A 25,398-nucleotide genomic window follows, 5' to 3' on the forward strand; every position below is an offset into this window, starting at 1 on the left:
ATTCCGGCTTACATCTAAGGTACGAATCTTACATTAGATGTAACTTCGGACCTTACGCTTTCACGGTGATGTGGAGGTGGTCGTAGTGGCCGCCGGTGACATCGCCGGGGTCGTGCATCCCGCCGCCGGTGTAGTCGCGCCATCCCTCGTCGGCGCGGGCCAGGGACCAGATCTTGCCCTGCCAGATCAGGTATTCGACACCGAGCGTCTCGGCGTGCTGCATCAGCCAGTTCGTGACCTGCCACCCGTACTCGAGCTGTCCCGGGGTCGGGTACTGGCCGATCGCGTTCCCGAACGCCACATCACAGGCCCGTCCGAGCGGGTGCTCGGATTTCTGACCGGGGCGCGGCGAGTAGCACGCCCACGTCGACTCCGGGAACCCGGCCAGCGTCTGTTCGTAGACGCTGAGCATCCGCACCGTGATCTGCCCGTCGCTAGTCGGATCGTCCACCAGCTCATCCGGGTCGCCCTCGACCGGCACCGGATCACCCAGCGCCCCGGCCCCGGTGTCGCACTCCTCCTGCCCGGCCGGTGGCACGTCGGCCTCGGGGAGGTCGACGGCGTCGTGGTCGTTGAGCCACTTCGCCGGGTCGATGTACTCGCCGTCGGTGCCGCCCTGGCGGACCTCGAAATGCAGATGCGGGCCCGTCGACATGCCGCTGGAGCCGACGTCGGCGATGTGCTGCCCGGCCCGCACCTGGTCGCCGGCCTGGACGTGGATGCCGGTCTCCCACGAGTGCGCATACGCTGTCGCGACGGTCTGCCCGTCGATGTGGTGTTCGAGGACGACGAGGCCGCCGTACCCACCGGAGAACTCAGATACCGTCACTGTGCCGTCCGCGGCGGTAAGGATCGGCGTGCCGTCAGGGGCGGAGAAATCTGCGCCGGTGTGGAAGGACTCTTCCTCGCCGGTGATGGGGTGCGTGCGCGGCCCGAACGGCGAGGTGGCAACCCAGGTGCCCTCAGGCAGCGGGAACACCACCCGCGACGACTCTGTCACCGGTTCCGTGGCGAGCACGAGCGCCGGGGCGATGGTCGCGGGAGCACCAACGCCGGTGCTCGTGAGGGTGGTGAGGATCTGTTCGGCGACGGGCTCGTAGTTGTCGTACCGCTCCGGATACGCGCTCACTTCCACGGCCTGGGCCGCTTCGCCCTTGCCCATCTGCTCCCACCCCGGAATATCCAGCAGCCCCCGCGGCGAGCCCTGGTTCGGCCCACCGGGACCGCCGTAGAACGCCGCGGCTTGGTAGTCGGGGTCCATGAGCTCGGCGACCGTGCCCCACCCCGCCTGCGGGCGCATCTGGAACAAGCCCAGTGAGTCGTTGTCCGACCCGTTGCCGTCGTTGGGATAGTCGCCACTCTCCGGGTAGGCGCTCGTGTTGGCGAGCATCCGCATCCGCGACTCGGTGAGCGCGGCCATCAGCGCGATCAGGATGCCGTCGCGCCCCACCCCCTCGATGCCCGATCCGGTCTCGATGATCGTCGCCGCATGGGTGAGCTCGGCGCGGCCGAGCGTGATCGTCTCCCCGTTCCGCGTCGTCGCCGTCAGCTCCCCAGGGTTCTCACCGACCTGGAACCCGCCGTCGGGGGCGGCGCAGGAGACGGTGGCCGGGTTCATGAGCAACGCGACCGAGACGAGCCCGAGCAGCGGGCCCAGCAGGACGAGGGCGGCGAGTGCCGCGATCACCTTCCGCATCATGGCCTCCCTTTCAGTGCAGGGGCTGGTCGAGGATCGACAGCCGCAGCAGGTGGCAGGGGTCGCCGTCGGGCGGGCAGGTCAGGAAGATCGTGAACGCCACCTCATGCGCGCTCGTCGTGGGTTCGTCGTTCCAGACCCCGGCGCGGTGGCGGATGCCCTCGATCGTGTACGCGGTCGTGCCCGGCTGCAGCTGCCCCGGCTGCGCCTGCTCCACGGCCTCCGCCCACGCCTCTGGCACGAACACGTTCGTGATCTCCAGATGCTGGGTCGTGCTGTATTTGCGGAGTTCGGTCCAGGATTCGCGGGTTGGGAGGTAGCCGGCGATATCGGAGGCGAGGCCGGCCTGCTCGACACCGGTGGGGTCGGCGACCTCCAGCAGCACGCTCGTGTAGTCCAACGGCATCAACCCACTGGCGGTATCCCACGCGAACAAGGCTTCGGCGACGGAGCGGGCGAACTCCTCCGGATCATCCGTCTCCGGAATCGGCGCCAGCTCGCGCGGATCACCGCCGGGAGCGACCGGTCCGGACGGTGCGGACGAGGTCGCGGGCGGCGGGTCGGAAGTGCGGGGGCCAGTGACCAGGCCGTAGACGCCGACGCCGACGAGGACCAGCACGAGGGCGGCGGCCGTGACGATCACGACGAGGCGGCGGGAACGAGAAGCATCTGTCGGGTTCATGGCCACCAGGTGCACCAGACGCACATCCGCCCCGACACCCATACCGGGTCCGGGGCGGCGAACAACCAGAGAGGTCAGAGGGCGCGCAGGTGCCGCACCGCGCCCTCCCCATCCGCATCTTCGGCGGGATCGCCTGCATCGCTGGGCTCGGTGCTCCGCGCCGTGGAGAGGGCGGTGGCGAACGCGGTGGTGCCGGCGGCGATCGTCAGGAACATTTCGATCTGCTCATCGGTGAGCTCGGTGGCGAGCTGGGCGGGGTCGTAGTGCGTCCACCAATCGGTGAGTTCGCCCCAGATCACCAGGAACGACCGCGTGGTCCACACCACCGGCCCCGCCACCGGAGACCGTCCGGCCTTGCGGCGCTGCGGCTTGCCCTTGGCCCGGGCAAGCGCCGCTTTCGCCAGCTCATCCAACTGCGCATCCCGCGACGCCCCTGGATCACCGACCAGGCCGCGGACTTCTTCGAAGATCGGATGCACCGGCGCGCCGGCCTCGATCCGCGCCAGCGCGTCCGCGACCTGGGTGCGGGTCTCATCGGGGAGGTCGTCGCGGGCGGCGGCCTGCTGGACGTACTCGATCTTGTCCAACGTCCGATAGGACGCAGCGCCGGGGATCATCGCCGCCGCCTGCTGCCGGGCCTCACCCGCACGAGGGGACGGTGCCGGAAAATTTCCGCCACCGTCCCCTTCCTCCTCGGACTGACGGTCGGCGGAGAACCGCGAGGCTTCCTGCCGACGTGCGGCGTCCTCGGCGAGGAGGGCTTTGAGTTCGCGGTAGAGGCTGGCAGCTTCCAGCGGGGTGAGGTCCTTGTGCAGCAGGTTGTCGTCCTGCTCCGCCAACAGGTGCCCGAGCCGGTCGGAGATCCCTTGCCGGACCCAGACGTTCACCACCCGCCAGTTCAGCTTCTGGATCGCGGCGAGCCGGCGCCTGCCGCACACGAGCACCCCGTCCGGCGTGATCGTCGGGGGCTGGAGCAGCCCGTCACGCGCGATGGACGCCGCAAGGGCGTCGATGTCGCCCAGGTCGGTGCGGTGCCGGTTGCCGATGATGATCGAGGACACCGCCCGCTCCAGCTCGATATGCCCGCCGCTCATCGCCCACCCCCATGTTTCGGGGCCGCCAGCGAGACGGTGAGCACGAGGTCGTCGTCGTGCAGCAGCACCGGCAACGTCTCACCGATCAACAACCGCAGCAGGATGCCCCGGCCCGCGCTCGTCGCGCACAGGCCCGGGGCGGGGTTGCCGAGCAGGACCCGCAGCAGCGCCGTCCAGGACGTGCCGGGGAGGTCGAGCAGGGCGCGGGAGTGCTGGTCGCGGCGCAGCACCTCGAACGCTGATTGCCGCGACCCCGCCCGAGCGAGCGCCTGGCAGACGTGCTCGACCGCGGCGCGGGCGGTCTGCGGCGGCCACCCCAGCACGGTGACGAACGCGATCGCATCCTCCACCGCACCAAACGCCGACGTCACCACCACGGCCGGCCCCGCCGCCTCCGGCCGCGACTCCTCGTCGTCGTTGCCGGGATCGGGGTCGGTGGTGTGGAACGCGGGGTGGTAGTCATCGAGGGGGTTCTCGCGGTCGGAGAGGCGTTCGGCGTCGTGGAAGACCGAGTAGTGCGGGCGGCGGGCCTGATGCGTCGAACAGAGCAGGCCCTGGCCGCGTTCCTCGGCGATGCAGGTGATCCGCACCGCGTGCGTGACCACCGCCCACGGGTCCTCCGCCTCCCGCGCCGAGCGGGTGCGCATCACCTCGAACGCCGCGCTGACGGCCTCCCAGGGATCAAGACCATGCTTCCGCGCCAGAGCCGCGTACTTGTCCGCCGCGAAGCTCATGAGTTTCGCGGCGGTCGAGTCGGTACGCCATGCTCCTGGCCCTTCCTCGTGCAGCCGGCCCAGCAGCGCGCGGAGCCCTTCACCGGTCGTGTAGTCCTCGCCGCCACCCGGGGCGGCGGTCATCGTGTGCGGAATCATCACGGCACCTCCTGACAGACAGGTGCACCGCGCCTCCCACGACACGGCGGGCGGTCAGGGAAAGCCGGTCGGGTCGTGTGCATGATCGGTCAGCCCGCCTCATTCCCGTCCCAGGCCGCGCGATTCGATCGCGGGCTCGTCTCGCCCGAACGCGGACAGCGGCGGCAACCGCTTCGCAGACGCGGCAAGGTGTTTCGCGCCGGTGGCGATACCGGTCCTGGCGCGGAGTGCGAGGCCGGCTTGGAAGTCGATCCCGCGCCGCGATAGGGCACCGCCGGCCCGCGCCATCAGATCCGACGGGCGCACCCAGTCGACCCCACGCGTCGGCTTCTCGGTGTCTAGCTCGGCTTGCTGGTTGCGGTCGACGTCGGCGGCCTGGATCGCCTCCGGCGCCATCACCGCCGACACCTCGGGCCGCTCCGGTGTCGGGGACGGATCGGGCGGCCGCTGCTGCTGGGGGTCGTGCGGATGCGGTTCGGCGTTCATGGTGATTCCTCCTCAGAGTGATTGGATGGGATGCCGACCCGTGCTGGGTCGGACGACTCACGCGGCCCCTGCGGGTCGGGGTCGGGTGGGCGTGGGAGCCACCGGCCCACGGTCGAGGGATGCACGCCCATGGCGCGGGCGATCTGCTTGTTCGACCACCCCTCGCCCCGCAACCGAGCCGCCTGCTCACGCCGGCCCTCGCCGCCCGCGACTGTCGGCGGCACATTGACTTCGGTCGGCTCGGGCGCGACCGGCTCGTGCGCGACTGGGGCGGTGATCTCCTCCGTCTCCGGCGGCTCCACCAGGGCGAGCGCTTCCGAAGCCGGCCGGTCGGGGGCCTCAGCCTCGGAGCTGGTCGCCGGGAACAGCACGGGAACCGGCGACTCGGCCGGCACATCGGCAACACGGGTGGAGCGGATGAGGACCACCGTCAGATGCGTGGAGGCCAGGAGCACCAGGGGCGGGACGGCGGCGACCGTCGCGGCAAGGACACCGGGCACGGTCGCCTCGGCGGTGACGAGAGCGTGGGCCGCGTTCGCAGTCACCGACACCAGCGCGCCGGCGATCAGCAACGCCCAGGGATACCAGGCCGTCCGGTGTCCGTCGAGGGCGACGACGGCGACCGTGGCGACCACGATCAGGCCGTCCACCAGCAGCGGCCAGATCCACGCCTGCCCGGCCGCGATGCCCGACCGCACAGCGAGATCGGCCAGCGCGGTGAAGCTCAACCAGAACGCACCCGCCCCGATGAGCACGGTGCCCGACGCGGCCGTGACCACCGCCCACCCGCGACGCTCCTGAGGGTTCATCGCAGCCCCCTCGACGCGACACGACCCACAGGCCCGGCATCGAGATCGTGACCGGGGGTGGCCCGTGCCGTGTCGGAGTCTCTGGGGCGGGGTGCGTCACCGTGGATGCGCTTGTAGCCGGAGGCGACGGTGCGGGCGATCTCGCGCTGCCCGAAGTCAGGCTGGGCGACGGTGAGCATCGCATCGAGCGCCTCCCGGTAGGGCACGCCTTCCTCGGCGAGCACGCAGGACGCCCAGAACAACTTGTGGTTGCGATCCGTGCGCTCACCGCCCAGCCACTTCGCGAGCTTCACCGGATCCGCCCGCCCCGGCGAGGAACCTCGCTCGGGGAGCCTGCGCGGCGGACGCGGCGGGTCCAAGAACCTGCGGAGCGCTGCCGCGTCCAACGCCCGGCCCGGCGTCGGACTCAGCGACGCGAGACGATACAGGGCCGTCTCCCCGTCGATGATGCGGCGAGACGGCGGCACGATGATGTACCCGCGATCCCCACGGAAGTCGATCCCCGCACGCCCCGCCTGCCACGACGGCTGCTCACTCGTTAGGGCGGCCGGGTAGTAGATGTGCAGGCCGCCGGTGGGTGAGCGCACCAGCGCCTCCCACCCGTTCATCAGCCCCGTCTGACGTGCCCGACGGAACGCCTCGTAGCCGTTGACGCCGTGCACATCGACGTCCACGACCACCACGCCGGAGGCGGAACCAGTGGGCATCCCGATGTTGGCCGCCGGGAACCGTCGCCACCACGACTCCACCTGACGAAGGTCAGCAGTGGCGTCGTGGAAGCCATGCTCGGTGAGCGGGTTCTTCCCGCCCGGCGCGCACGGAAACACCGGCACCCCCGCCTGCGCGAATAGACGCGCGGCGACCGGCAACGGCGCATCCGGGGCGAGCCCGGCGAGAGCGGTCGTGAACGAGGTCCGGGCAGCCATCACAGCCCCCGTGCACGCGCCGGCTCCGGGGCTCGGCTGGGCTCTGGCTCCAAAACCGTCGCAGCGCTGCGCTCCTTCGAACGCGCAGGCCGCGGCGCATCACGGTCAAGGCCCGGCGGGGCGCCGTCGGGCACCTGCACGGTGTCGAGCAGGTCGAGAATCCCCGCGGCGGTCTTCCGCACCCGCTCACCGGTCGCTTTGACAACCTCGACGGGTTCCTTGCCATCGACATTCGCGGCCCACCCCGAGACGTACGGGATCGTGTAACCGGTGGTGTCCATTCCGTGGGCCGCGCCGATCATCAGCGCAACGGACTCTGCCTCGACCTCGCCGATCCCGCGATGCAGGCGGGCATCCTCCCGGTCGGGGTCATGCATCAGCACATGCGCGAGCTCGTGCGCCAATGTCTTCACCTGGGCGGCGGGGTCCATGTTCTCCCGCACCGCCACCGTCTTCGCCTCGAAATCAGTCAGCCCGTTCGCGCCGCGGATCATCCCCTCATGCGGCACCCGCATCAGCTCGAACCCAGCAGCCCGTACCTGCTGCGCGAGCCCGTCCCAGAGCCCGTCGGGCGCTTCACCTTTGAGCAGCACCGGCGACGGCGGTTCGGGGATCGGCTCGCCGGCGGTCTGGGAGACATCCCAGACGTAGGCGGGGCGCACGCCGACCATTCGTGAGCGCACCACCTCGCCCGGCTTCGGCTTCTCACCCCGATTCAGGCGATACCAGGAAGCTGGGTCGGACGGGTTCGCGGACGCGAACCTGCCCGTGACGGGGGCGAGGATCTGATACCCCGGCTGGCCCTTCTCGACCTGCCGGCCGAGCTGCTGCCACTGTTTGTACCCGGCGACAAAGGTCGGGAACGGCTCGGGCACCCGCCCCTGCTCAAACGCCGCTTGATGCTGCTCCCAGATCAGCAGCACGTTGTTGAACGAGCGGGACCGGAACCGGGCGGCGAAGCGAAGCGCATCAGCCCAGTCCTCGCCCGTGACGAGCTGCTCGACCGCACCGGTGAGCTTCTTGTGCAGCTCATCGAGCCTCTCTTCCCGCTTCTGGCGGGCCTCTTCCCTCGTCGCCATCGTTCGGCCTCCTCCCGGTAGACCAGCCACCCGGGGGTGTGGGCGGCTGGTCTTGCACCTGCGAGGTGAGCCAGGTGTATCCGGAGAGTGTCGAGACGGTCAGCGAACGAATGGAGCGGTAGGTTGGCCGTCAGGAACTCGGAGGCACCTGACGTAGAACAACGGGATATCAACGAAACCGCGACCGTGGGCGCGGCGGCCCGGGATGGGGTCGTTTAGGTGGGCACCGATGTCTCATTCGTGGGCACGCTGCTGCCCGCGGAGCGCATGGCCCGGTACCGGCTCGGCGTGTTCCCGACGCACTCGCGAAACACCGCCGACGCACGATTGCGAGAACGCCACCCGACCCGCCGTCCGGCCTGCTCGATCGACAGGTCGGTCTCCCGCAGCAGTCGAGCCATCTCCTCGACCCGCAGCATCGTCAGATACGTCAACGGCGTCTTTCCGTAGGCGTCCACGAACACGCGACTGAGTTGCTTCGTGGACAGATGCACCATGCCCGCCAGCTCTGCCAGTCCCCAGCTCCGAGCGATGTCACTGCGCAGAGCATCGCGCACCTGGCGTGCCTCCGCCCGCAACGGCGCGAACTGGCGATCCCTCGGTAACGTCGGGTGGAGCCGTGCCCGCTGGTGCGGTGAAGTTCGATACGGAGTGATGCGGATGAACGGCGCGATCTGGTCGATGATCGCGTGCCACAACGCCTGCATCCGATGAAACCGCTCCCTGTAATGCCCGTCGACGCTGAGTGCGACGAGCTCGTCCAACCAGGGCATCAACATTCCAGAGCGGTCTTCCCCGAGCCGGAGCACTTGGGCGGGTTCGGTGTAGATCGTGTCGGCGAACCCCTGCGCGTCGAGGCGGTCGCGGAGGACGTCGGCGTACTGCCAGAACAACTGATCGAGCAGGAAGTCGGTGTCGGCGTAGATCGTGGTGACTGTGACATGCCCCTCCGGTTCCGACGCGCACAGCACGTTCGCGCCGAGCAGCACCACGTCACCGGGCTTGACTGGTTGTTCACCGAACTCGCTGAACAGGATCGCGGACCCATCGCGCACGACGATGAGCTTCACGCAGTCGTAGGCGACCGGACCAACAGGGCGATGGATCGTGCTGGTTCGCGCAAGAACGGGCTCGAACACCGCGATCAGTCCGGCAACAAGTGGACGCCCCGCGAGCTTCCAGTGAGGGTAGGAACTCGCGGGGCGTTCATGATGAGGGCAGTGTGTTAGACGGTCATGTCGGCCGGTTCGGGTGTTGTGACCGGTGCGACTGCCTTGGGTAGACGCAGGAACGCCGCGATGAGGATCGCCGCACCGATCGCGATCACGGCGTTGACACCGATCGCGAGTTGCAGCCCGGGCAGGAGAGTCGCGGCGACCATGCCGGTCGCGATCGCCGACATGACGGGGGTGCCGAGGGCGATGCCGACCTGCTGGCTCATCGTCACGAGGCCCGTCGCGAGCCCCTGCTGGTTGGCGGGGACGCCGGAGGTGGAGGCGACGACGTAGCCGACGATTGCGACGAGGTTCGCGATTCCGCCGACGAAGGTGAGGATCAGCACCGGTACCAGCCACGCGCGGGTGTCGCCCGCGAATGCGAGCGGCGCCGTGGCGGCGGCCTGCACGACGAGGCCTGCGACGATAGCGGTCTTCGCGCTCGTCTTGCCGATGATCTTCGGGGCGACGAGGCCGCCGATCACGGTGCCGATGCCGAGCACTCCGAGAATGAGGCCCGCGGTGATGGCGGAGTAGCCGAGGACCTGCTGGAGGTAGAGCGTCAGCAGGAAGACGAGCGAGGTGAAGGTGCCGAACGCGAGGAGCCCGGCGGTGTTGCCCCAGCCGATATTCGAGCGCTTCAGCAGGCCCGGTGCGACGAGGGGCTCGGTGACGCGGGCCTCGATCTTCAGGAACACGGCGAACAGGATCAGCGCGCCCAGGATCGGCCCCCAGGTGCCGGGATGCGTCCAGCCGTTGTGGCCGGCGGTGTCGATCCCGAACACGAGCGCCACCAGCGCGAGCGTGATGGTGACGGCTCCGGGCACGTCGAGCTTCGGGCGCGCCCCGCGGGCGGGCTCGCGCAGCACGAACGGGGCGATGACGATCACCGCGACGGCGACGACGACGTTGATGAAGAACGCCCACCGCCACGACACGGCCCCGGTGAGGAGCCCGCCGAGCACCGCTCCGGCGGTGAACCCGGCGGCCATGAGCGCTCCGTTGAGGCCGAGCGCGCGGGATCGGGCCGGGCCTTCCGGGAACATCGTGGTCATGAGCGACAGCGCGGCGGGAGTGACCATCGCGGTCGCGATGCCCTGCCCGACGCGGGCGGCGAGGAGCAGCACGGGTTCGGTGGCGAGCCCGCCTGCGAGGGAGGAGACGCCGAGCAGCACGATCCCGATCATGAAGAGGCGCTTGCGGCCGAACAGGTCGGCCACGCGGCCGAAGAAGAGGGTGAACCCTGCGGCGCAGAGCGCGAAGGAGGTGACGATCCACTGCAGCGCGGAGGTCGCGAAGCCGAGTTCGGTGCCAATGTGCGGCAGGGCGACGTTGAGGATCGAGAAGTCGACTGCGAGGGTGAAGTTCGCCGTCAGCAGGACCGCCATCGCGATCTTCTGCGCCGCGGTGAACCGTTCCGCCGGAACAGGTGTCGATGCGGTACTGGGTGGTGGTGAGGTGTCTGTTTGGCTCATGACATCCAGACTCGGACGATGCGGAAGAGGTAGCCAGATCCTCGGTTTGCGTGGCCTGCGGTTGCCTAGCACTGGCAGGGTCAGGCTCCGCCGGTACGCATGCGGGACAATAGATGGCATGGCACTATCGCAGCCCACTGATACCGATGGCCCGGTCACCGAGCTGGGCGAGTTCCTCCGCTCGCGCCGCGACCGCATCACCCCAGACGAGGTCGGCGTGAACAGCTACGGTCGCCGCCGTGTGCCGGGGCTGCGCCGGGAGGAGCTCGCGCAGCTCGCCGGGGTCTCCGTCACGTATCTGACCCGGTTGGAACAGGGGCAGTCGCAGAACGCCTCGGATGCGATCATCGACGCCCTTGCTCGCGCCCTGCAGCTCGACGCCGACGAACGCACCCACCTGTACGCGCTCGCGCACCCGACCCCCGAGAAGCGGCCCCGCGCTACATCGAAGCCCGAGGTCGCCAAGCCCGGCGCGGAGCAACTGCTGCACTCGATGGGCGACGTGCCCGCAGTGCTGCTGGGCCGATTCAACGACATCCTCGCCTGGAACCGCTCCGGCCACCTGCTGCTCGCCGGGCACCTCGACTACGACGCCCCGTCGATGGTCGAGGATCGACCGAACCAGTTGAGGCTGCTGTTCCTCGATGAGCACACTCGCGATCTCTACGTCGACTGGACCGACGAGGTCGCCCTCGCCGTTGCCTCGCTGCGGTATGTGGCGGCACAGTTCGCCGACGACCGCCGCCTCGCCGAGCTCGTCGGCGAACTCTCGATGAATAGCCCCGAGTTCGCCCGCCTGTGGGCCGGCCACGACGTCAGGCTGTGCACCAGCGGATCGAAGCGGTTCCGCCACCCCGAAGTCGGAGAGCTGGAACTCGGGTACGAGGTGCTGCATCTGCCCGAGGGCAACGGGCAACGGATCCTCACCCACACCGCCGAACCCGGAAGCCCATCGTTCGCCGCGCTGCGGCTACTGACCTCGGCCTCATAACCAGTCACCCCGACGCACGAAGAAGCGCTCCCAGAGACGATCCTGGGAGCGCTTCTTCGTGCGGTGACCGCGACGATCACCCCATGAGGCGTTCGGCCAGCAGCCGGTACGAGGTCAGTCGGTCGTCCGGGTCGCTGGTGACGGTGTTGATCATGACCTCGTCCGCGCTGTGCGCCTCGGCGAGAGCCGTCAGTTCAGTGTGCACTTCGTCAGGCGTGCCCGCGATGATCGCCTTGGAACGGCCCATCGCGCGGGTGCGTTCGGCATCGGTCCACTCGTGTCGTGCCGTGCTCTCGGCCGACGGGATCGGCCCGTCGAAGCCGAGATCTTTGCGTGCCCGCCACAGCAGCATCGCCTCCGCCTACTGCTGGGCGCGTTCGTGCGTCTCGGCGGTGATCACGCGCACAGCCAACACGGTATGCGCGCCATGACCATGCTCGGTGGCCGTTGCACGGTAGGCGGCGGTCGCAGCTTCGCCGCCGCGGGGCACGAAGAAATGCCCGTGCGCATACCCGGCACCGACGAGGCCGGCGAGGGGTGCGGCGGAGCCGCCCGCCCCGAGCACCCAGACCCGGCCATCAGGCTCACCCGCCCCCGACGGATGCTGGGTACCGAGGGCGTGGACGAGGGCGGCGATCTTCTCCCCGTAGTCCGGGTCGTCCAGCGCCGCCCGTCCCACGCCGGCATCGACGCGGTCGCCATGCACCTGCCCGAGCAGGGCCATCACCTCGATGACCTTCTGCACCGGGTACAGCGGCAGGAGGATGCCACCGGTGCCGACCCGGATGCGCTCGGTGCGTTCCAGGGCGAGCGCGGTCATCATCTCCGGGGCGGTGCTGGCGAAGGAGGCCGAGCGGTGGTGCTCGGCGAACCAGATCCGGTGGTACCCCAGCGCTTCGGCTTCCTGGGCGAGACGGAGACCGCTCTGCACGGCCTCCGCTCTGGTCGCGGTGTGTTCGGTGATCGGCACCTGGTCGAGGACCGACACTCTCATGCTGACTGCTTCTCGGCAGCGGGGTGGAGGGCGGGGATGATGCGCCAGTCGCCGCCGACCTGGAACACGAGGTTGTGGATGTCGGCGCCGGCGATCGTGCGCAGCACCGGCACCAGCTCTTCGGCGTGCTCCGGCTCGGCGACGTTCAGCGGCCACTCGCCGATGGTCGCGCCGCGCAGGTGCGGGTGGTGGAACCCGGCCCCGTAGGTCGCGATCAGGCTGATGGGAGAGAGGTTCGCGGCGCGCTGCTCGGGCCAGGTCAGCAGCCAGGACGCGATGAGCCCGCCACGCTGGTCGCGGTGCAGACCGGTGGCGTCGATCCTTCCGGTACCGGCGAGCAGGTGCTCGTTGAACTCCATCAGTACCTGTCGGGCCGGGCTGTCGAGGAGTTGGACGGCCTCTCCGAAGGCGGTCTCCTTGCCGGAGCGGGTGACGTGGCCGAAGTGGTTGCCGTCGCGCAGGTCGATGAAGTGACGGGTCAGCGCCTCCAGCGGCGCGGGAGTGGTGGTGGTCATGATGGGGTTCCTTCCATGTGTGTCGGTTGAGGTCGCGGAGTGGATAGTTCGCACAGGGATGATTCGGACAGGGCTGCGGCCACCGCCGACAGCACGCGGCTACGAGGGATGAGCAGGTCGGCGTGCCCGACGGCGGGCAGCACCTCCAAGGTCGTGGGGATGCCGTCGGTGCGGAGGCGGTCGGCGTAGGCGATCACGTCGTCGCGAACCGGATCGTCGCTGCCGACGATCAGGCACACCGGGGCCAGCGCGGCAAGACTCGGAGCCTTTAGTGGGGTGGGCAGGATCGTCGGCTCGGGAGTGCTGTCGAGCCAGAGTCGCCACGCCGCACGCAGGTCGGCCCGGTTCGGAAACGCGCCAGACCCGGCGCGATAGGACGGGCGGGCGCAACGGGGATCGAGCGGTGGATACGCCAACACCTGGGCCGGCACCCGATCGCCGGTATCGCGCCGGGCGAGGGCAGCGGAAGCGGCAATCGTGCCGCCAGCGCTGTCGCCCCCGACGACCACCGGCAACCCGTCGGATCGACGGTCGGCCCAGTCGAGGGCCGCCAGCACGTCGACCACCGCGGCCGGGAACCGGTGAGCCGGGGCGAGGCGGTACTCGACGGAGACGACCGCCCACCCCGACAACGAGGCGAGACCGCCAGTGACGGGCGCCCAGGCGGTGACGGAGCCGTGCTGCCAGGAGCCGCCGTGCGCCCAGACGATCCAGCCGCGCGGGTTCGCCGGCCGGTGCACGAGGAGCGGCACCGGCGCGCCATCGGAGGCGACAGCACTGGAAAGCGTCGTCTCAGGGGCAGAGATCGTGGTCATGATGGGTCCGGTCAGATCTGGCGCAGGGCACCGCCGTCGACCGACCACTCCGCACCCGTCACCTGCCCCGCTCTCGGCGAGAGCAGGTAGGCGATCACCCCGGCGACGTCCTCCGGCTTGCCGATTCGGCCGGCGGGCAGGCGGCGCTCCTCGCGGATGAACCGGTCCACCGCCGTGTCGGGGTCGGTGCCGAAGCGCGCGGCGAGCTGCTCAGCGAACCCGCCTAGTGCGTCGAAGAGGGCGGTGCGGGTCGGGCCGGGTGACACGACGTTCGAGCGGATCCCCGCCGGGCCGTACTCGATCGCCAGCGATTTCGACAGCGATAGCACTGTTGCCTTCGACGCGGCGTAGGCGGCCATCGTCGGGTCGGGCATGCGGGCGGCCTCGCTGCCCAGATGCACGATGCTTCCGCCGCCCGCGTCCCGCATTGCCGGGATCACGGCGCGAGTGAGGCGGGCGAGGGCGAACAGATTCACCTCGAACGTCGCCTCCCACAGCTCGTCATCGATCGCCTCGAACGAGTCACGGGTATCGAACAGAGCGGCGTTGTTCACCAGCCCATCGATTCGGCCGTGCCGCTCGATGGTCTTCGCCACGACCCGGGCCGCGGCGTCGAATGCTTTCAGGTCGGCGGCGACGAAGTGCGCCGATGCGGGAAGTACGCCGTCGCCGGGGCCGCGGCGGGCGACCGCCACGACTTTCGCCCCCTCGCCTGCGAGTTCGTGGGCGGTGGCGAGGCCGATGCCGCTGGTGCCGCCGGTGACGATGATGACGCGGCTTTCGAGATCGAGATGCATGGTGAAGCCTTCCTAGATTGCCGAGCTGATGTGGCGAGCGGATGAAGAGGCCCGGCGCCGTGCGGCGATGCGGGCGACGACGATGAGCGCCAGGCCGATGACCGTGAGACCCGCGCCCACGACGGTGGGACTGACCAGCCCGTAGCCGGCGGCGATTGCGGCTCCGGCGAGGCTGACGCCGATGGTGTTGCCGAGGTTGAATGCGGCGATGTTCGTCGCCGATGCCAGGGTCGTGGCTCCTGTCGCGTGCCGCATCACCCGCGCCTGCAATCCGGGCACGGTGGCGAAGCCGGTCAGGCCGAGCAGGAACAGCCCGATCGCGACCGGCACCGGCATCCCGGCGACTGCACCCAGGGCGAGGATCACGGCCGGCAGCAGGATCGACAGGATCAGCACGGCGTTGTCCGCGTTCCGGTCGGCGGCCTTGCCGCCGAGGATGTTGCCCGCGAACAGGCCCGCGCCGAGGATCACGAGCAGCCACGGGATCGCGGCGGCCGAGTATCCGGTGACTTCGCGCAGCAGCGGTTCGATATAGGTGAACACCCCGAACATGCCGCCGAACACCAGCGCGGTGGTCAGCAGCGAGGCGAGCACCTGCGGGCGCGCCAACGCCCGGAACTGCCGGGCGACGGGCAGCTGATCCCGTTCAGGCTCGGTCTTCGGTACGAGCGCGATCAGCCCGGCCAGTGCGATCACTCCGAGTGCGCTGATGATCCAGAACACCGTGCGCCATCCGTACTGCTGGCCCACGAGCGCTCCCGCGGGCACGCCGAGAACGTTCGCGATCGTGAGCCCGGCGAACAGGGCCGCCACGGCCGACGCCCGCTTCGAAGCGGGCACGAGGGAGGCGGCGAGGACGGCTCCGATGCCGAAGTAGCCACCGTGCGCGAGCGCGGCCACGATCCGGCCCGCCATCATCACCTCATACGTTGGCGCCCAGGCCGAGAGCAGGTTCCCCACGACGAAGAACGCCAGTAGCACCGCGAGCGCGTACTTCGGGGGCCGCCGCATGAGAAACGGGGTGATGAGCAGTGCGCCGGGGACGACCGCGAGCGCGTAGGCGCCGACGAGGTGCCCGGCCTGGCTGATGGTGACGCCCAGATCCGTGGCGACCTCGGTGAGGAGTCCGGCGATGACGAACTCGGTCAGCCCGATCCCGAACCCGCCGACACTCAGCGCGAACAGCGCGAGTGCCGCGTTCCGTCGGGTCACGGCAGCCGGTGGTTGGCCGACCTCAGCATCAGGTGCGGGACCGACAGTGGTCGTCATACGGCGCTTCCCTTCTCGAAACATCTGGCGGTGCCAACCAGCAGCAGAGCTTGCGAACCGGTCGTGCATCCACCCTGCTCGGGCTACAGCGGGGTAGCCAGAACCCCGAGTTGCCTAGCACTGACAGGGACAGGCTGACCGCCGCGGGAGCATCGACTGCGTGAGATCCTGACGGGATGGATGCCGACTGGGACGCCGGATCGCGTAATTCTGGGAATCGGTAGACGACACCGCACCCGACACGATGCTCGACAACATGCAAGCCCTGGTCGCGGAGCGCGCCGAAGACGATCCAGACGCCCTGTACGAGTGGGCGTTCGTCCACGACTACCTCGGCAAGGAACACGAAGCTGTTCTCCTCTACCGGGACGGCCTCGACCGCGGACTCTCCGAGCCCAGCCGGGCGCAGGGAACAATGCACATCGCCAACTCACTGCGGAACGCCGGCGCGCCAAAGGCCGTAGTTGATCTCCTGAGGAACCAGCCGAGCTATGAGACCACGGGCGAAGCCGCGCAGACGTTTCTCGCGCTCGCGCTTCGAGGCGCTGGACGGCCCGACGAGGCGTTGCGCGTAGCCCTCACGGCTCTCGCCCAGACTCTCCCGCTGTACTCCCGCGTCATCGCGAACTCGCCACAAATAGGTCGCTCATATTGACGTTTTAACTCGTGGAGGAAAGCACCGCGTACTGTCGTGAAAGTAGCTGCGTCTCGATCGGCTTGAACTTGCGGATCCACGCTATGTCTCGGACGCCGGCAGCGACCTCGCCCGCTTGGTGACTGCTTGCATAGATATCTATGCTTCGTTCCTACGGTCGATGCCGAGTGTTGCGACGAGGTCTTCGTGGAGTTGGAACCAGACTCGGTGGCAGGAATCCACTTCGGTCCTGTCGATCCAATCGAGCTCCCCGTTCCTGGCCTTGTGCAGGGCAGTCTCGTACCGTTCCGCGTAGCCGTAGAATCTCGCGAGAACGGCAGCGAGGCGCTCGCCCAAGGGTGCAAGTTTCCTGCCGAGTGCCGTGAGTTCATCGAGAACGCGTCCATCCCATGCGCGGTCGGCATGGTCGTTCGGGGCCAGCTGGTCTGCTCCGATGGGCTTGATCTGCCAGTCGGTGACGGCTCGGAGTAGGCGGGCGTTGAGCGGAAGGAACTCGCGGTAGACAGCCGCCACCACGCCAGCGGGGTCGGCGTCCGCGCGTTCTGTCGCGAGTTGGCGCTCGTTCTCCGTCTTGCCCGAGTCGGTGAGTGACCAGCCTTCGAGGTCGGCGAACGCGGCGTGCTGCACCCACCCCTCACGCTCCGCCTCACTCAACACGCGCAGCGCCTCGACGTGGCTCGTTCCCGCACGCTCGGCGACGGCGTCACTGTCGGCGAATCCCATGAGGCGCACGGCGTGCAGCACGAGCAGTTCCGGCGTGGACTGATGCGTCATGCTCGCCTGTCCTGCCTGGCGCTGAGCCGGTTCACGTACTGCTGGCAGGCTTGCGGGGATCGGAACCCCATCGCCTGGGCGATCTGCGCCCAAGTGAGCCCCTCGTTGCGAGCGGCGAAGAGTACGCCGATCTCCACGCTCTCGACCTCGGCGCGTGCTGCCGGGAGCAGCGAGAGTGCGCCCAGAAGCTCGTCTGGGGTCAGCTCGGATGAGCGCCAGAGCGCGTACTGCGTCAGATCCACCGCCGAGGGCGGGGCTGCGGCCTGCTGCCACGGGCGCGGTTCCAACTGGTCTGCGCCCTTGTCGAGAAGTCGGCCCTGGGCCTCGCGCTCACGTCGGGTCGACTCGTGGTCGGCACTGCTGAGTTGCTCGACGTCGTGCTTGCGTTCCATGCCGTCCATCCTGCTACGATCAACAGAATGTTGTCAAACTTTCGTTGAAGGATGGTGTGATGCTGACGACGCTCTCAGAATCGACCCGGGCGAGCTCGGGTGGCAAGGCGGCGGCGCTCGGTGTGCTGCTGCGGGAGGGGCTGCCGGTGCCCGACGGGTTCGTCGTGCCACACGGCGATCAGCCGGCCGGCGCGGAGGCCGTGCGTTTCTTGCGTGATGCCGTCGCCGGTGAGCTGGGGAGGCTGGGCGATCCGGTGGTGGCCGTGCGTTCGTCTGCGATGAACGAGGATACCGGGGATGCTTCGGCAGCTGGCCAGTACGAGAGCGTCATCGGGGTTCGCGGCGCAGACGACGTGTGTCAGGCGATCATGGCTTGTTGGGAGTCGGCCCGCGCTGCACGAGTGGATGGCTACTGGGCTCGGACGGGTGGAGAGTTGCCTCACGCGTCGGGCATGGCGGTGCTCGTGCAGCCAGTGATCGAGGCGGATGTGTCGGGGGTCATGTTCACACCCCAGCAGCACGGGCAGCCAACCAGGATCGAAGCATCCTGGGGCCTCGGTCTGGCCGTCGTTGGCGGAACGATCACGCCGGACGCCTACGAGGTCGCCGCGGACGGGGCCATCGGCTGCGCGGTGGGAAGTAAACAGACCCGTATCGACCTGGGCCGTGAGCGCGGCGGTGTGGTCACCAGCGCGGTCGCTCCCGACCAGCAATCCGCACGCGCCCTGGACGACGCCACTGTCGCGACCTTGGTCGAGCTGGGAGGCCGGATCGCGACGGTGCTCGGCGGGCCGCAAGACATTGAATGGGCCGTCGCAGACGGCACCGTGTGGATCTTGCAAGCACGCCCGATCACCGCAGCGGTTCCCGACACCAGAGTCCCCGGCCCGCCCCACCCAGCTGAGGCGTTGAGGGGGACTCCCGGATCCCACGGAACGGTCACCGCAGCGGCACGGATCGTCCGCGGCCCCTCCGACTTCGCCACCGTCCGCCGCGGAGCCATCGTGATCTGCCCCTACACCGACCCAGCCTGGACACCCCTGTTCGCCGTCGCCGCCGGGGTGGTCACCGAGACCGGCGGCGCGCTCTCGCACGCCGCGATCGTCGCCCGCGAATACGGCATCCCCGCCGTGCTCGGCGTCGCCGGTGTCACTACCCGCATTGACGACGGTGCCCGAATCACGCTCGACGGTACCGCCGGAACCGTCACCGTCCTTTGACCCGAAGCCTTACCCCGAGAGAAAGGAGAGCCGGGGCATCGTCGTGGTGCTCCCCGACATACTTATGGCTACTAGGTATCTCTACATCGCACGCCACGGTGACGCCGACGCGTTCGGCAACCTCACCGACACCGGGGGCGAGCAAGCTCGTCTTCTCGGTCAGCGTTTAGCGCATCTGCCCATCGACGCCGTCTGGCACTCGCCGTTGCCGCGAGCCGCCGACAGCGCGAGGCAGCTCAACATCTTCCTCACCGGCACCGCCGAGGTGAGCGAAGCGGCCGAGCTGATCGACCATGTGCCTTACGTGCCGAAGCCGGAGGAGACCCCGCCGTCATGGGTGCCGTTCTTCGACGGCTACGACACCGACGAAGCCGAAGCAGGGCACCAGATCGCCCAGAGCCTCACCGCGAGGTTCGCCACCGCACCCGAGGGCGATGACGACGTGCACGAAGTGCTCATCACGCACGCCTACCCGATCGCGTGGCTCCTCCGTCACGCCATGGACGCCCCGGCTATCAGGTGGCTTGGGCTCAGCAGCGCCAACGCTGCGCTGACCGTGATCGAGCACCGGCCGAGCGTGCCACCGAGCATCGTCATGTTCAACGACATGAGCCACCTGCGCCCCGATCTGCATTGGACGGGATTCCCCAAGACACTGCGCCCCTGAACACGGCGATGAAGGCAAGGAGATTCAATTGAGTGACTATGTGATCGAAGCCGAGGGGCTGGTGAAGCGGTACGGCAAGCACACCGCTCTGGACGGGGTGGATCTGCGTGCCCGGCCGGGCACCGTGCTCGGCGTCCTCGGCCCGAACGGGGCTGGGAAGACAACGTCGATCCGTATCCTGGCGACTTTGACAGGCCTCGATGCCGGAACCGCCAGAGTCGCCGGCATGGACGTCACCCGCGAAGCGGCCAAGGTGCGACGGATCATTGGCTTGACAGGCCAGTACGCGACGCTGGATGAAGAGCTCACGGGCCTGGGTAACCTGATCCTGATCGGGCGTCTGCTCGATCTGCGCAAACGCGAGGCTTCCCGCAGGGCGGCCGAGCTGTTGGAGCGTTTCGGCTTGACCGATGCCGCGAAGAAGCCGGTGGCTACCTACTCCGGCGGGATGCGCCGACGTCTGGACCTCGCCGCGAGCCTCGTCGGTCGCCCTCGTGTCGTGTTCCTCGATGAGCCCTCGGTCGGTCTTGATCCTGGCAAGCGCGAAGAGCTATGGCGGATCATCCGTGAACTCACCGCCGATGGCGCCAGCGTCCTTCTGACGACGCAGTACCTGGAAGAAGCCGACGCACTGGCTGACGAGATCACCGTCATCGACCACGGCCGCGTGATCGCCCACGGCACTCCACCCGAGCTGAAACAGATCGTCGGGGGCCAAGCCATCGCGACCCGTCCCAAGAACCCCGGCGACGTGGAGAGGGCCGCTGCCATCCTGGCCGCCGTCTCCGGCCACCCGGTCGAGCGCACCGCTCAACACGAGTTGATCACGCCGGTGGACGGCGATCGGGCGATGTTCGACATCGCCCATCGCTTTGAAGCGGAAGGAATTGAGGTTGCCGAGTTCGCGTTACGGCTCCCCAGCCTTGACGAGGTGTTCTTCACCCTCACCGGAGCACCCACCATCGGCGACACGAACGACGAGGCCGAAAGGAGCCACGCATGAGCGCCGACACCATCACCGCAACCAGCTCCGAGAGACGTCCGGCAGGGCTGCTACGGCACAGCCTGATCCTGGCCCGTCGGAGCCTTGCCAAGTCCGCGAGGAACCCCGGTGCGCTGGTCAACGGAGTGGTCACCCCGGCGATCTTCCTGCTGCTGTTCGTCTATCTCTTCGGCGGCTCGGTTGCGGGTTCCACCGACGAGTATCTTTTCTATCTGTTTCCGGGAATCGTGGTCATGGGCGCAGGACTCTCCGGCATGCTTTCGAGCGGCCTGAGCATCAACATTGACATGAAGAAGGGTGTCTTCGACCGCTTCCGCAGCTTGCCGATCGGACGATCAACACCCCTGCTCGGGTCGATCATGGCCGACATGGTGCGCTACATCATCGCCATCGCGTTGCTGTTCGGGATCGGCTACCTCATGGGTTTCCGCATCCAAACCGACGCCGGATCATCCCTGGCAGCAGTCGTTCTCGTGTTGGCCTTCGGGTTCTGCTTGAGCTGGGTGACCGTCTTCCTCGGCGTGCTCGTCAAGGACGAGGGCGCAGTCATGGCCTTCGCGTTCATCGTGTTCATCCCGCTGATGCTCGGCTCTAGCCTCGCCGCCCCGATCGACACGCTCCCCGCATGGCTCCAAGCCTGGGCAAACATCAACCCCGTCACGCACGCGATGGACGCTGCTCGTGCATTGCTGGCCGGAGCACCGGCAGGAGACTCGATCGTCCAGACGATCATCTGGTCCGTCGGAATCTTGATCGTCTTCTGCCCGCTAGCAATCGTCTCCTACAGCCGCAAGCGCTGACAGACCTGTCTTGACTCTTACGAACGGATGAACGAACGCATGCTTCGGCTGCAGGTAGGTGTGGGCTGCGACCCGGCCAGGCTGCTACCCCGAACTGAGAACCCCGTTCTCGGCGTCGATCTGCTGCTGGGATAGCCCGCTGTCAGCACTTCAAGCTGAATGCCGGTTCTTCGTTACTCGGAGTGCCCGGTAATGGCTTGGGGTCATGCCGGTTGCTTGCCGGAATGCGTCGGAGGCGCGGTTGCGGGAGTGCCACCCGACTTTGCGGCCGGCCTGCTCGATCGTCAGGTCCGTCTCCCTCAGCAGGCGGGCCATCTCCTCGACTCGCAGCATGGTCAGATACGCGAGCGGCGTCTTGCCATAGGCATCGACGAACACTCTCGAGAGCTGTTTCGTGGACAGAAGCACCATCCCAGCCAGGTCGCTCAGTGTCCACGGCTCGGCGATCGCGCTGCTAAGCGCCTCACGCACCTCGGCCGCTTCGGTCCGTGTCGGGGCGAAGCGCCGCACTCGCGGGTGCACGGGCAGGCTCCTGGCACGCTGCGAGGGTGAGACCCGGTGATCGGTGACGTGGATGTGTGGGGCGATGCGGTCCATGACGGCGAACCACAGCGCCTGCATCCGATGGAAGCGAGCGTGTGCGTCATCGAGGCTGAGTGCGACCAGCTCGTCCAGCCAGGGCATGAGCAGCCCGGTGTGGTGCTCGCCGAGGCGGATGATCTGCGCGGGTTCGGTGAAGGTCTCCTTGACGAACAACGGTGCGTCGAGTCGGTCGTGCAGGATGCCCGCGTGCTGCCAGAAGGCCTGGTCGATCACATAGTCGGTGTCGGCGTAGATCGTGGTGACCGTGATGTGTCCCTCGGGCTCGGACCCGCACAGGATATTCGGTCCGAGCAGGATCACGTCGCCGGGACGGACGGGCTTCTGCCCGAACTCGCTGAACAAGATCGCGGAACCGTCTCTGACGACGATGACCTTCACACAGTCGTAGGCTAGCGGCCCGACGGGACGGTGCACGGTCTGGGTACGGGCCAACAGCACCTGATACTCAGCCGGAGGCCATCGCATTGGACTACCAGAAAATGGGCGTGAGTCTTCGGTTATCCGGGACGTTCGATCTTCGCGATCACCTTCTTTCGCGCTCGGTGCAGCTTCCACCAGGAGGGGGCGTGCTTCGCTGTCAGCCTGCCCATCTCGTCAAGACTGGGAGGGTTTTGCTCGGCCAGCCGCTGCTGAATGATCTCTTTGTTCTCTTCACCGTGTTCTTCGATGATGGCGTGTGCCGCTTTCACAGGCTCCGAGGCGCGCGGATGAGCGGCGATCTCAGCAGCGTCAAGATGGGAGGGTTCGGCTTCGATTTCGTTCCGAGTCTTTTTCATGATGCATGTTCCTTTCCTGCCGTCGCTATTCAGATCAGTTCGGCGCCAGCCAGATTTCTCACTCCTGGGTTCCCAGCGCTTGAACAGCAGGGGTTTTGAGCGCGCCTCGGGTTGCCACGACTGCTGTGATGACGGTGAGCGCGACGGTGACTAGCGTGATGGCTCCGAGCAGCGTCCAGGGAATCGCGATGACGGGTGCACCGTAGATGCGAGCTGTCGCGGCCCAGAGACCGACGAGGGCGAGGACTGCGGCGACCGCGCCGAGAATGAGTCCGATGCCGGTGGCTGCGAGTGCTTCGGTGACGGTGGTGCGCTGAACCTGTCGTCGGGTGAGACCGGTGAGACGCAGGGTGGCTATCTCGCTGCGGCGTTGGCTGATCGAGATGGCGAGGGTGCTCAGCACGCTGATGAGCGCGTAGATGCTGCCGAGGCCGACGATGGCGGCCATGACGGCACGGTTCTCACTGTCGGAGACGCTGTCTTGTTCTGTGGAGAGTTCGGCGGGGGTCTGCACGCTCGTGGCACCGGCGGCGGAGAGGCTCTGTTCGACCGTCGAGGCATCGGCGCCGGGCTCGAGTTGGATGAGCAGGGTCGTCTGACGGTCGAGGACATCGGCGGGCAGGATGGAGCGGTCGATGTAGAACCCGTCGCTGCCGGCGAGCGTTTCACCCATCCTGGCCGCCTCGCGAAGGGCGACGGGCTCGCCGTCGATGTTCAGGATGATCTCGTCGTAGTGGCCGCGGACCATCGTGCTGTCCAGGCCGGGGCCGAAGACGATGCTGTCGGGGCCGAAGGCGGTGAGGTCTCCGCTCTCAGGTTCTTGGAGATGGGTGGCGCGGAAGGCGTCGGGGTCGACGGCGACGACGGTGCCCGGACCGTTGGTGGTGATGCCGCCGTCCGTGAGCTGAATCGCCAGCGGCACGACCGTTTCCGGTGCTGCCAGAGAGACGCCGTCGATCGTGTCCACCGCGTCCAGGTCGATGCCGTCGCCGGTCGCGATCAGGTCTGCTTGGAGAAGCTGGGTTGTCTCGGTCGCGGCGGCCCTGGTCTGGGTGTCGAGGATGCCTTGCAGGCCCATGACGAGGCTGACGAGCACGATCATCGGCGCCGCGCAGGAGGCGGTACGGCGGATCGCGTCGCGCAGGTTCGCCACGGCCACGTCGGTGATCGGTGAGCGTTGTGCCCAGGGGGCGAGTACGCGGGCGACGGCTGGCACGAGCAGGGGCGAGAGACGGCTCATCGCGACCGAGGCGGTGATGACGATGCCCAGGCCGAGCAGCAACGGGATCAGCATCCCGCCGGTGGTCGCGGAGAAGTAGGTCTGCACAGTGGTCAGGGCAATCGCGATCGCTGCGACGATCCACCGACCGGCGGTCATCACACGCTGCTCGCTGCTGCTTCGACGCAACGCGTCCAGGGGACTGATCTTCGTCGCCCGGCGCGCACCGCCTCGTGCGCCGGCGAGGCACACGGCGACCGCGATGACCAGATCGAGGATCAGGATCGCGGGCTGGAGCGGAGTCTCCAGCTCGGCGGGGAAGGTACCGAGCCAGGACAACACCGTGCTCTGCACACCCGTCAGCGCCACGCCGAGCAGCGCACCGGCGACGGTGCCGACGAGCGCGGTCAGCAGGGCCTCGGCCAGCAGCAGTCTGCGGACCTGACGGGAGGTGACTCCGCCGAGTCTGAGGATCGCGAGGTCGCCTCGGCGTTGATCGACCGCGAAATTGAAGGTCGAGCCGACGACGAAAATCGTCAGGAACGCTCCGAGCATGACCGTCATGCCGGTGAGCGTGCTCGCCCCGCTCGCTGCCTGGCTGAACGCCTCTGCCTCGGCGGGCGTCGATCCTGCCGGGGCTTCGGCGTTCTCGACGCCGAGGATGATCGTCATCCCCGCATGGACGATGGCGACGCCGGCGGTGACCGCGAGGACGGTTCCGACGAAGAGCTGCCAGCGGTCGGCGAAGGTGCGGATGGCCAGCCGGATCATCGCACGGTCTCCAGATCGGCCAGGGTCGCGGCTATCTGACTCGCGTTCGCCCCGTTCAGCGTCGTGACCAGGCGACCGTCGCGCAGAAACGCCACATGGTCGGCGCGTGCAGCCGCGGCTGGATCGTGGGTAACCATCAGGATCGTCTGCGCCTGCTCATCGACCAGGACGCGAAGCACATCGAGCACTCTGCTCGCCGAAGCGCTGTCGAGTGCTCCGGTGGGCTCGTCGGCGAACAGGATGCTCGGCTGCGTCGCCAGAGCGCGGGCGATGGCGACGCGCTGCTGCTGGCCACCGGAGAGCTCACGGGGCTTGTGCCGGACGTGCTCGCCCAGCCCGAGAGCGGTCAGCGCATCGGTGGCGGCTGAACCGGCGTCTTTGCGATTCGCCAGCCGCAGGGGAAGCATGACGTTCTGCATCGCGGTCAGCGCGGCCACCAGGTTGAACTGCTGGAAGATGAAGCCGGTATCGGTGCGCCGCATCCGGGTCAGCACGTCGTCGCTGAGACCCGAGATATCGCGTCCGTCGAGGAGCACCTGCCCCGAGTCCGGGCTATCGAGTCCGGCCGCGCAGTTCAAGAGCGTCGATTTTCCCGACCCCGAGGGTCCCATGATCGCCGTCCACGAGCCTCGGCGGCAGCCGATCGTGACTCGGTCTAAGGCGGTGAGCGTGGATGTGCCGGATTGGTAGGTGCGCGTCACATCTTGGAGATGCAGCACGGTGCTGGGCGGGGCAGATGCGTTCATACACACCAGCACATCGCGCAGGGTCCTTTGCACGCAGTGGGGCCGGACCGTCGATTCA

28 protein-coding genes are annotated in these 25,398 nt (G+C 68.2%); 6 read left to right on the plus strand and 22 right to left on the minus strand.

The window, feature by feature from the left end; genetic code table 11:
* Positions 1 to 52: 52 nt before the first annotated feature.
* The 10 genes from ACTIIH_RS02740 to ACTIIH_RS02785 form a co-directional block, all read right to left on the minus strand.
* A complete protein-coding gene (locus ACTIIH_RS02740) occupies positions 53 to 1,699 on the minus strand; it encodes a M23 family metallopeptidase (RefSeq protein WP_441450331.1) in 1,647 nt (548 codons plus the stop codon).
* 10 nt (positions 1,700 to 1,709) lie between these two features.
* Entirely contained in the window at positions 1,710 to 2,378 is a 669-nt protein-coding gene (locus ACTIIH_RS02745) for a hypothetical protein (protein WP_096197315.1), read from the minus strand.
* 74 nt (positions 2,379 to 2,452) lie between these two features.
* Positions 2,453 to 3,472 (minus strand): ParB N-terminal domain-containing protein, encoded by a 1,020-nt coding sequence (locus ACTIIH_RS02750; protein WP_441450332.1) that lies wholly within the window; start codon positions 3,470 to 3,472, stop codon positions 2,453 to 2,455.
* Complete coding sequence (locus ACTIIH_RS02755) at positions 3,469 to 4,344, minus strand: hypothetical protein (RefSeq protein ID WP_441450452.1); 876 nt, start codon at positions 4,342 to 4,344, stop codon at positions 3,469 to 3,471. The genes ACTIIH_RS02750 and ACTIIH_RS02755 overlap by 4 nt, the downstream gene beginning before the upstream one ends.
* 99 nt (positions 4,345 to 4,443) lie before the next feature.
* Entirely contained in the window at positions 4,444 to 4,830 is a 387-nt protein-coding gene (locus ACTIIH_RS02760) for a hypothetical protein (RefSeq protein WP_441450333.1), read from the minus strand.
* Entirely contained in the window at positions 4,827 to 5,639 is an 813-nt protein-coding gene (locus tag ACTIIH_RS02765; protein WP_441450334.1) for a DUF2637 domain-containing protein, read from the minus strand. The genes ACTIIH_RS02760 and ACTIIH_RS02765 overlap by 4 nt, the downstream gene beginning before the upstream one ends.
* Positions 5,636 to 6,565 carry a bifunctional DNA primase/polymerase gene (locus tag ACTIIH_RS02770; RefSeq protein ID WP_441450335.1) on the minus strand — a complete coding sequence of 310 codons (930 nt, stop codon included), beginning with the start codon at positions 6,563 to 6,565 and terminating at the stop codon, positions 5,636 to 5,638. The genes ACTIIH_RS02765 and ACTIIH_RS02770 overlap by 4 nt, the downstream gene beginning before the upstream one ends.
* Positions 6,565 to 7,644 (minus strand): ArdC-like ssDNA-binding domain-containing protein, encoded by a 1,080-nt coding sequence (locus ACTIIH_RS02775; RefSeq protein WP_441450336.1) that lies wholly within the window; start codon positions 7,642 to 7,644, stop codon positions 6,565 to 6,567. The genes ACTIIH_RS02770 and ACTIIH_RS02775 overlap by 1 nt, the downstream gene beginning before the upstream one ends.
* Positions 7,645 to 7,859: 215 nt before the next feature.
* Entirely contained in the window at positions 7,860 to 8,714 is an 855-nt protein-coding gene (locus ACTIIH_RS02780) for a helix-turn-helix domain-containing protein (protein ID WP_441450337.1), read from the minus strand.
* 155 nt (positions 8,715 to 8,869) lie between these two features.
* Positions 8,870 to 10,333: an MFS transporter gene (locus ACTIIH_RS02785; RefSeq protein ID WP_096197294.1), complete on the minus strand. Its 1,464-nt coding sequence runs from the start codon at positions 10,331 to 10,333 to the stop codon at positions 8,870 to 8,872.
* A 118-nt stretch (positions 10,334 to 10,451) separates the two neighbouring features.
* Between ACTIIH_RS02785 and ACTIIH_RS02790 the strand changes: the two genes are divergently transcribed.
* A complete protein-coding gene (locus tag ACTIIH_RS02790; RefSeq protein WP_114307613.1) occupies positions 10,452 to 11,324 on the plus strand; it encodes a helix-turn-helix transcriptional regulator in 873 nt (290 codons plus the stop codon).
* A gap of 76 nt (positions 11,325 to 11,400) precedes the next feature.
* Here the strand turns inward: ACTIIH_RS02790 and ACTIIH_RS02795 are convergent, their stop codons facing one another.
* Genes ACTIIH_RS02795 through ACTIIH_RS02820 form a run of 6 tightly spaced genes read right to left on the minus strand, consistent with a single transcriptional unit; the run spans position 11,401 to position 15,714 of the window.
* On the minus strand, positions 11,401 to 11,676 hold the full coding sequence (locus tag ACTIIH_RS02795; protein ID WP_441450338.1) for a hypothetical protein: 276 nt from the start codon (positions 11,674 to 11,676) through the stop codon (positions 11,401 to 11,403).
* A 9-nt stretch (positions 11,677 to 11,685) separates the two neighbouring features.
* A complete protein-coding gene (locus ACTIIH_RS02800) occupies positions 11,686 to 12,318 on the minus strand; it encodes an LLM class flavin-dependent oxidoreductase (RefSeq protein WP_441450339.1) in 633 nt (210 codons plus the stop codon).
* Entirely contained in the window at positions 12,315 to 12,833 is a 519-nt protein-coding gene (locus tag ACTIIH_RS02805; protein ID WP_096197297.1) for a hypothetical protein, read from the minus strand. The genes ACTIIH_RS02800 and ACTIIH_RS02805 overlap by 4 nt, the downstream gene beginning before the upstream one ends.
* Positions 12,830 to 13,648: an alpha/beta hydrolase gene (locus tag ACTIIH_RS02810; RefSeq protein ID WP_441450340.1), complete on the minus strand. Its 819-nt coding sequence runs from the start codon at positions 13,646 to 13,648 to the stop codon at positions 12,830 to 12,832. Before ACTIIH_RS02810 ends, ACTIIH_RS02805 begins: the two co-directional genes overlap by 4 nt.
* A gap of 11 nt (positions 13,649 to 13,659) precedes the next feature.
* Positions 13,660 to 14,445, minus strand: a complete 786-nt coding sequence (locus ACTIIH_RS02815) for an SDR family NAD(P)-dependent oxidoreductase (protein WP_441450341.1) — start codon at positions 14,443 to 14,445, stop codon at positions 13,660 to 13,662.
* Positions 14,446 to 14,457: 12 nt separating this feature from the next.
* Entirely contained in the window at positions 14,458 to 15,714 is a 1,257-nt protein-coding gene (locus tag ACTIIH_RS02820; RefSeq protein WP_441450342.1) for an MFS transporter, read from the minus strand.
* A gap of 244 nt (positions 15,715 to 15,958) precedes the next feature.
* Here ACTIIH_RS02820 and ACTIIH_RS02825 point away from each other — a divergent pair, with 244 nt between their 5' ends.
* Positions 15,959 to 16,369 (plus strand): tetratricopeptide repeat protein, encoded by a 411-nt coding sequence (locus tag ACTIIH_RS02825; RefSeq protein ID WP_441450343.1) that lies wholly within the window; start codon positions 15,959 to 15,961, stop codon positions 16,367 to 16,369.
* 138 nt (positions 16,370 to 16,507) lie between these two features.
* Here the strand turns inward: ACTIIH_RS02825 and ACTIIH_RS02830 are convergent, their stop codons facing one another.
* A complete protein-coding gene (locus ACTIIH_RS02830; RefSeq protein ID WP_441449250.1) occupies positions 16,508 to 17,143 on the minus strand; it encodes a transcriptional regulator in 636 nt (211 codons plus the stop codon).
* On the minus strand, positions 17,140 to 17,535 hold the full coding sequence (locus tag ACTIIH_RS02835) for a DNA-binding protein (RefSeq protein WP_137803156.1): 396 nt from the start codon (positions 17,533 to 17,535) through the stop codon (positions 17,140 to 17,142). Before ACTIIH_RS02835 ends, ACTIIH_RS02830 begins: the two co-directional genes overlap by 4 nt.
* 59 nt (positions 17,536 to 17,594) lie before the next feature.
* Here ACTIIH_RS02835 and ACTIIH_RS02840 point away from each other — a divergent pair, with 59 nt between their 5' ends.
* From ACTIIH_RS02840 to ACTIIH_RS02855, 4 genes are all read left to right on the plus strand, one after another.
* Entirely contained in the window at positions 17,595 to 18,755 is a 1,161-nt protein-coding gene (locus ACTIIH_RS02840; RefSeq protein WP_441450344.1) for a PEP/pyruvate-binding domain-containing protein, read from the plus strand.
* Positions 18,756 to 18,819: 64 nt separating this feature from the next.
* Positions 18,820 to 19,422: a histidine phosphatase family protein gene (locus ACTIIH_RS02845; protein ID WP_096197319.1), complete on the plus strand. Its 603-nt coding sequence runs from the start codon at positions 18,820 to 18,822 to the stop codon at positions 19,420 to 19,422.
* A gap of 28 nt (positions 19,423 to 19,450) precedes the next feature.
* Positions 19,451 to 20,425, plus strand: coding sequence for a daunorubicin resistance protein DrrA family ABC transporter ATP-binding protein (locus ACTIIH_RS02850; RefSeq protein WP_015780261.1), 975 nt, complete (start codon positions 19,451 to 19,453; stop codon positions 20,423 to 20,425).
* Positions 20,422 to 21,225: an ABC transporter permease gene (locus tag ACTIIH_RS02855; protein WP_441450345.1), complete on the plus strand. Its 804-nt coding sequence runs from the start codon at positions 20,422 to 20,424 to the stop codon at positions 21,223 to 21,225. The genes ACTIIH_RS02850 and ACTIIH_RS02855 overlap by 4 nt, the downstream gene beginning before the upstream one ends.
* 150 nt (positions 21,226 to 21,375) lie before the next feature.
* Here the strand turns inward: ACTIIH_RS02855 and ACTIIH_RS02860 are convergent, their stop codons facing one another.
* Genes ACTIIH_RS02860 through ACTIIH_RS02875 form a run of 4 tightly spaced genes read right to left on the minus strand, consistent with a single transcriptional unit; the run spans position 21,376 to position 25,340 of the window.
* On the minus strand, positions 21,376 to 22,293 hold the full coding sequence (locus tag ACTIIH_RS02860; protein WP_441450346.1) for a helix-turn-helix domain-containing protein: 918 nt from the start codon (positions 22,291 to 22,293) through the stop codon (positions 21,376 to 21,378).
* 32 nt (positions 22,294 to 22,325) lie between these two features.
* Positions 22,326 to 22,604, minus strand: coding sequence for a hypothetical protein (locus tag ACTIIH_RS02865; protein ID WP_441450347.1), 279 nt, complete (start codon positions 22,602 to 22,604; stop codon positions 22,326 to 22,328).
* A gap of 58 nt (positions 22,605 to 22,662) precedes the next feature.
* Positions 22,663 to 24,594 carry an FtsX-like permease family protein gene (locus ACTIIH_RS02870; RefSeq protein ID WP_441449255.1) on the minus strand — a complete coding sequence of 644 codons (1,932 nt, stop codon included), beginning with the start codon at positions 24,592 to 24,594 and terminating at the stop codon, positions 22,663 to 22,665.
* Complete coding sequence (locus ACTIIH_RS02875) at positions 24,591 to 25,340, minus strand: ABC transporter ATP-binding protein (RefSeq protein ID WP_441450348.1); 750 nt, start codon at positions 25,338 to 25,340, stop codon at positions 24,591 to 24,593. The genes ACTIIH_RS02870 and ACTIIH_RS02875 overlap by 4 nt, the downstream gene beginning before the upstream one ends.
* Positions 25,341 to 25,398: the final 58 nt, after the last annotated feature.

The organism is Brevibacterium sp., from assembly GCF_052105255.1.
GTDB lineage: Bacteria > Actinomycetota > Actinomycetes > Actinomycetales > Brevibacteriaceae > Brevibacterium > Brevibacterium linens_B.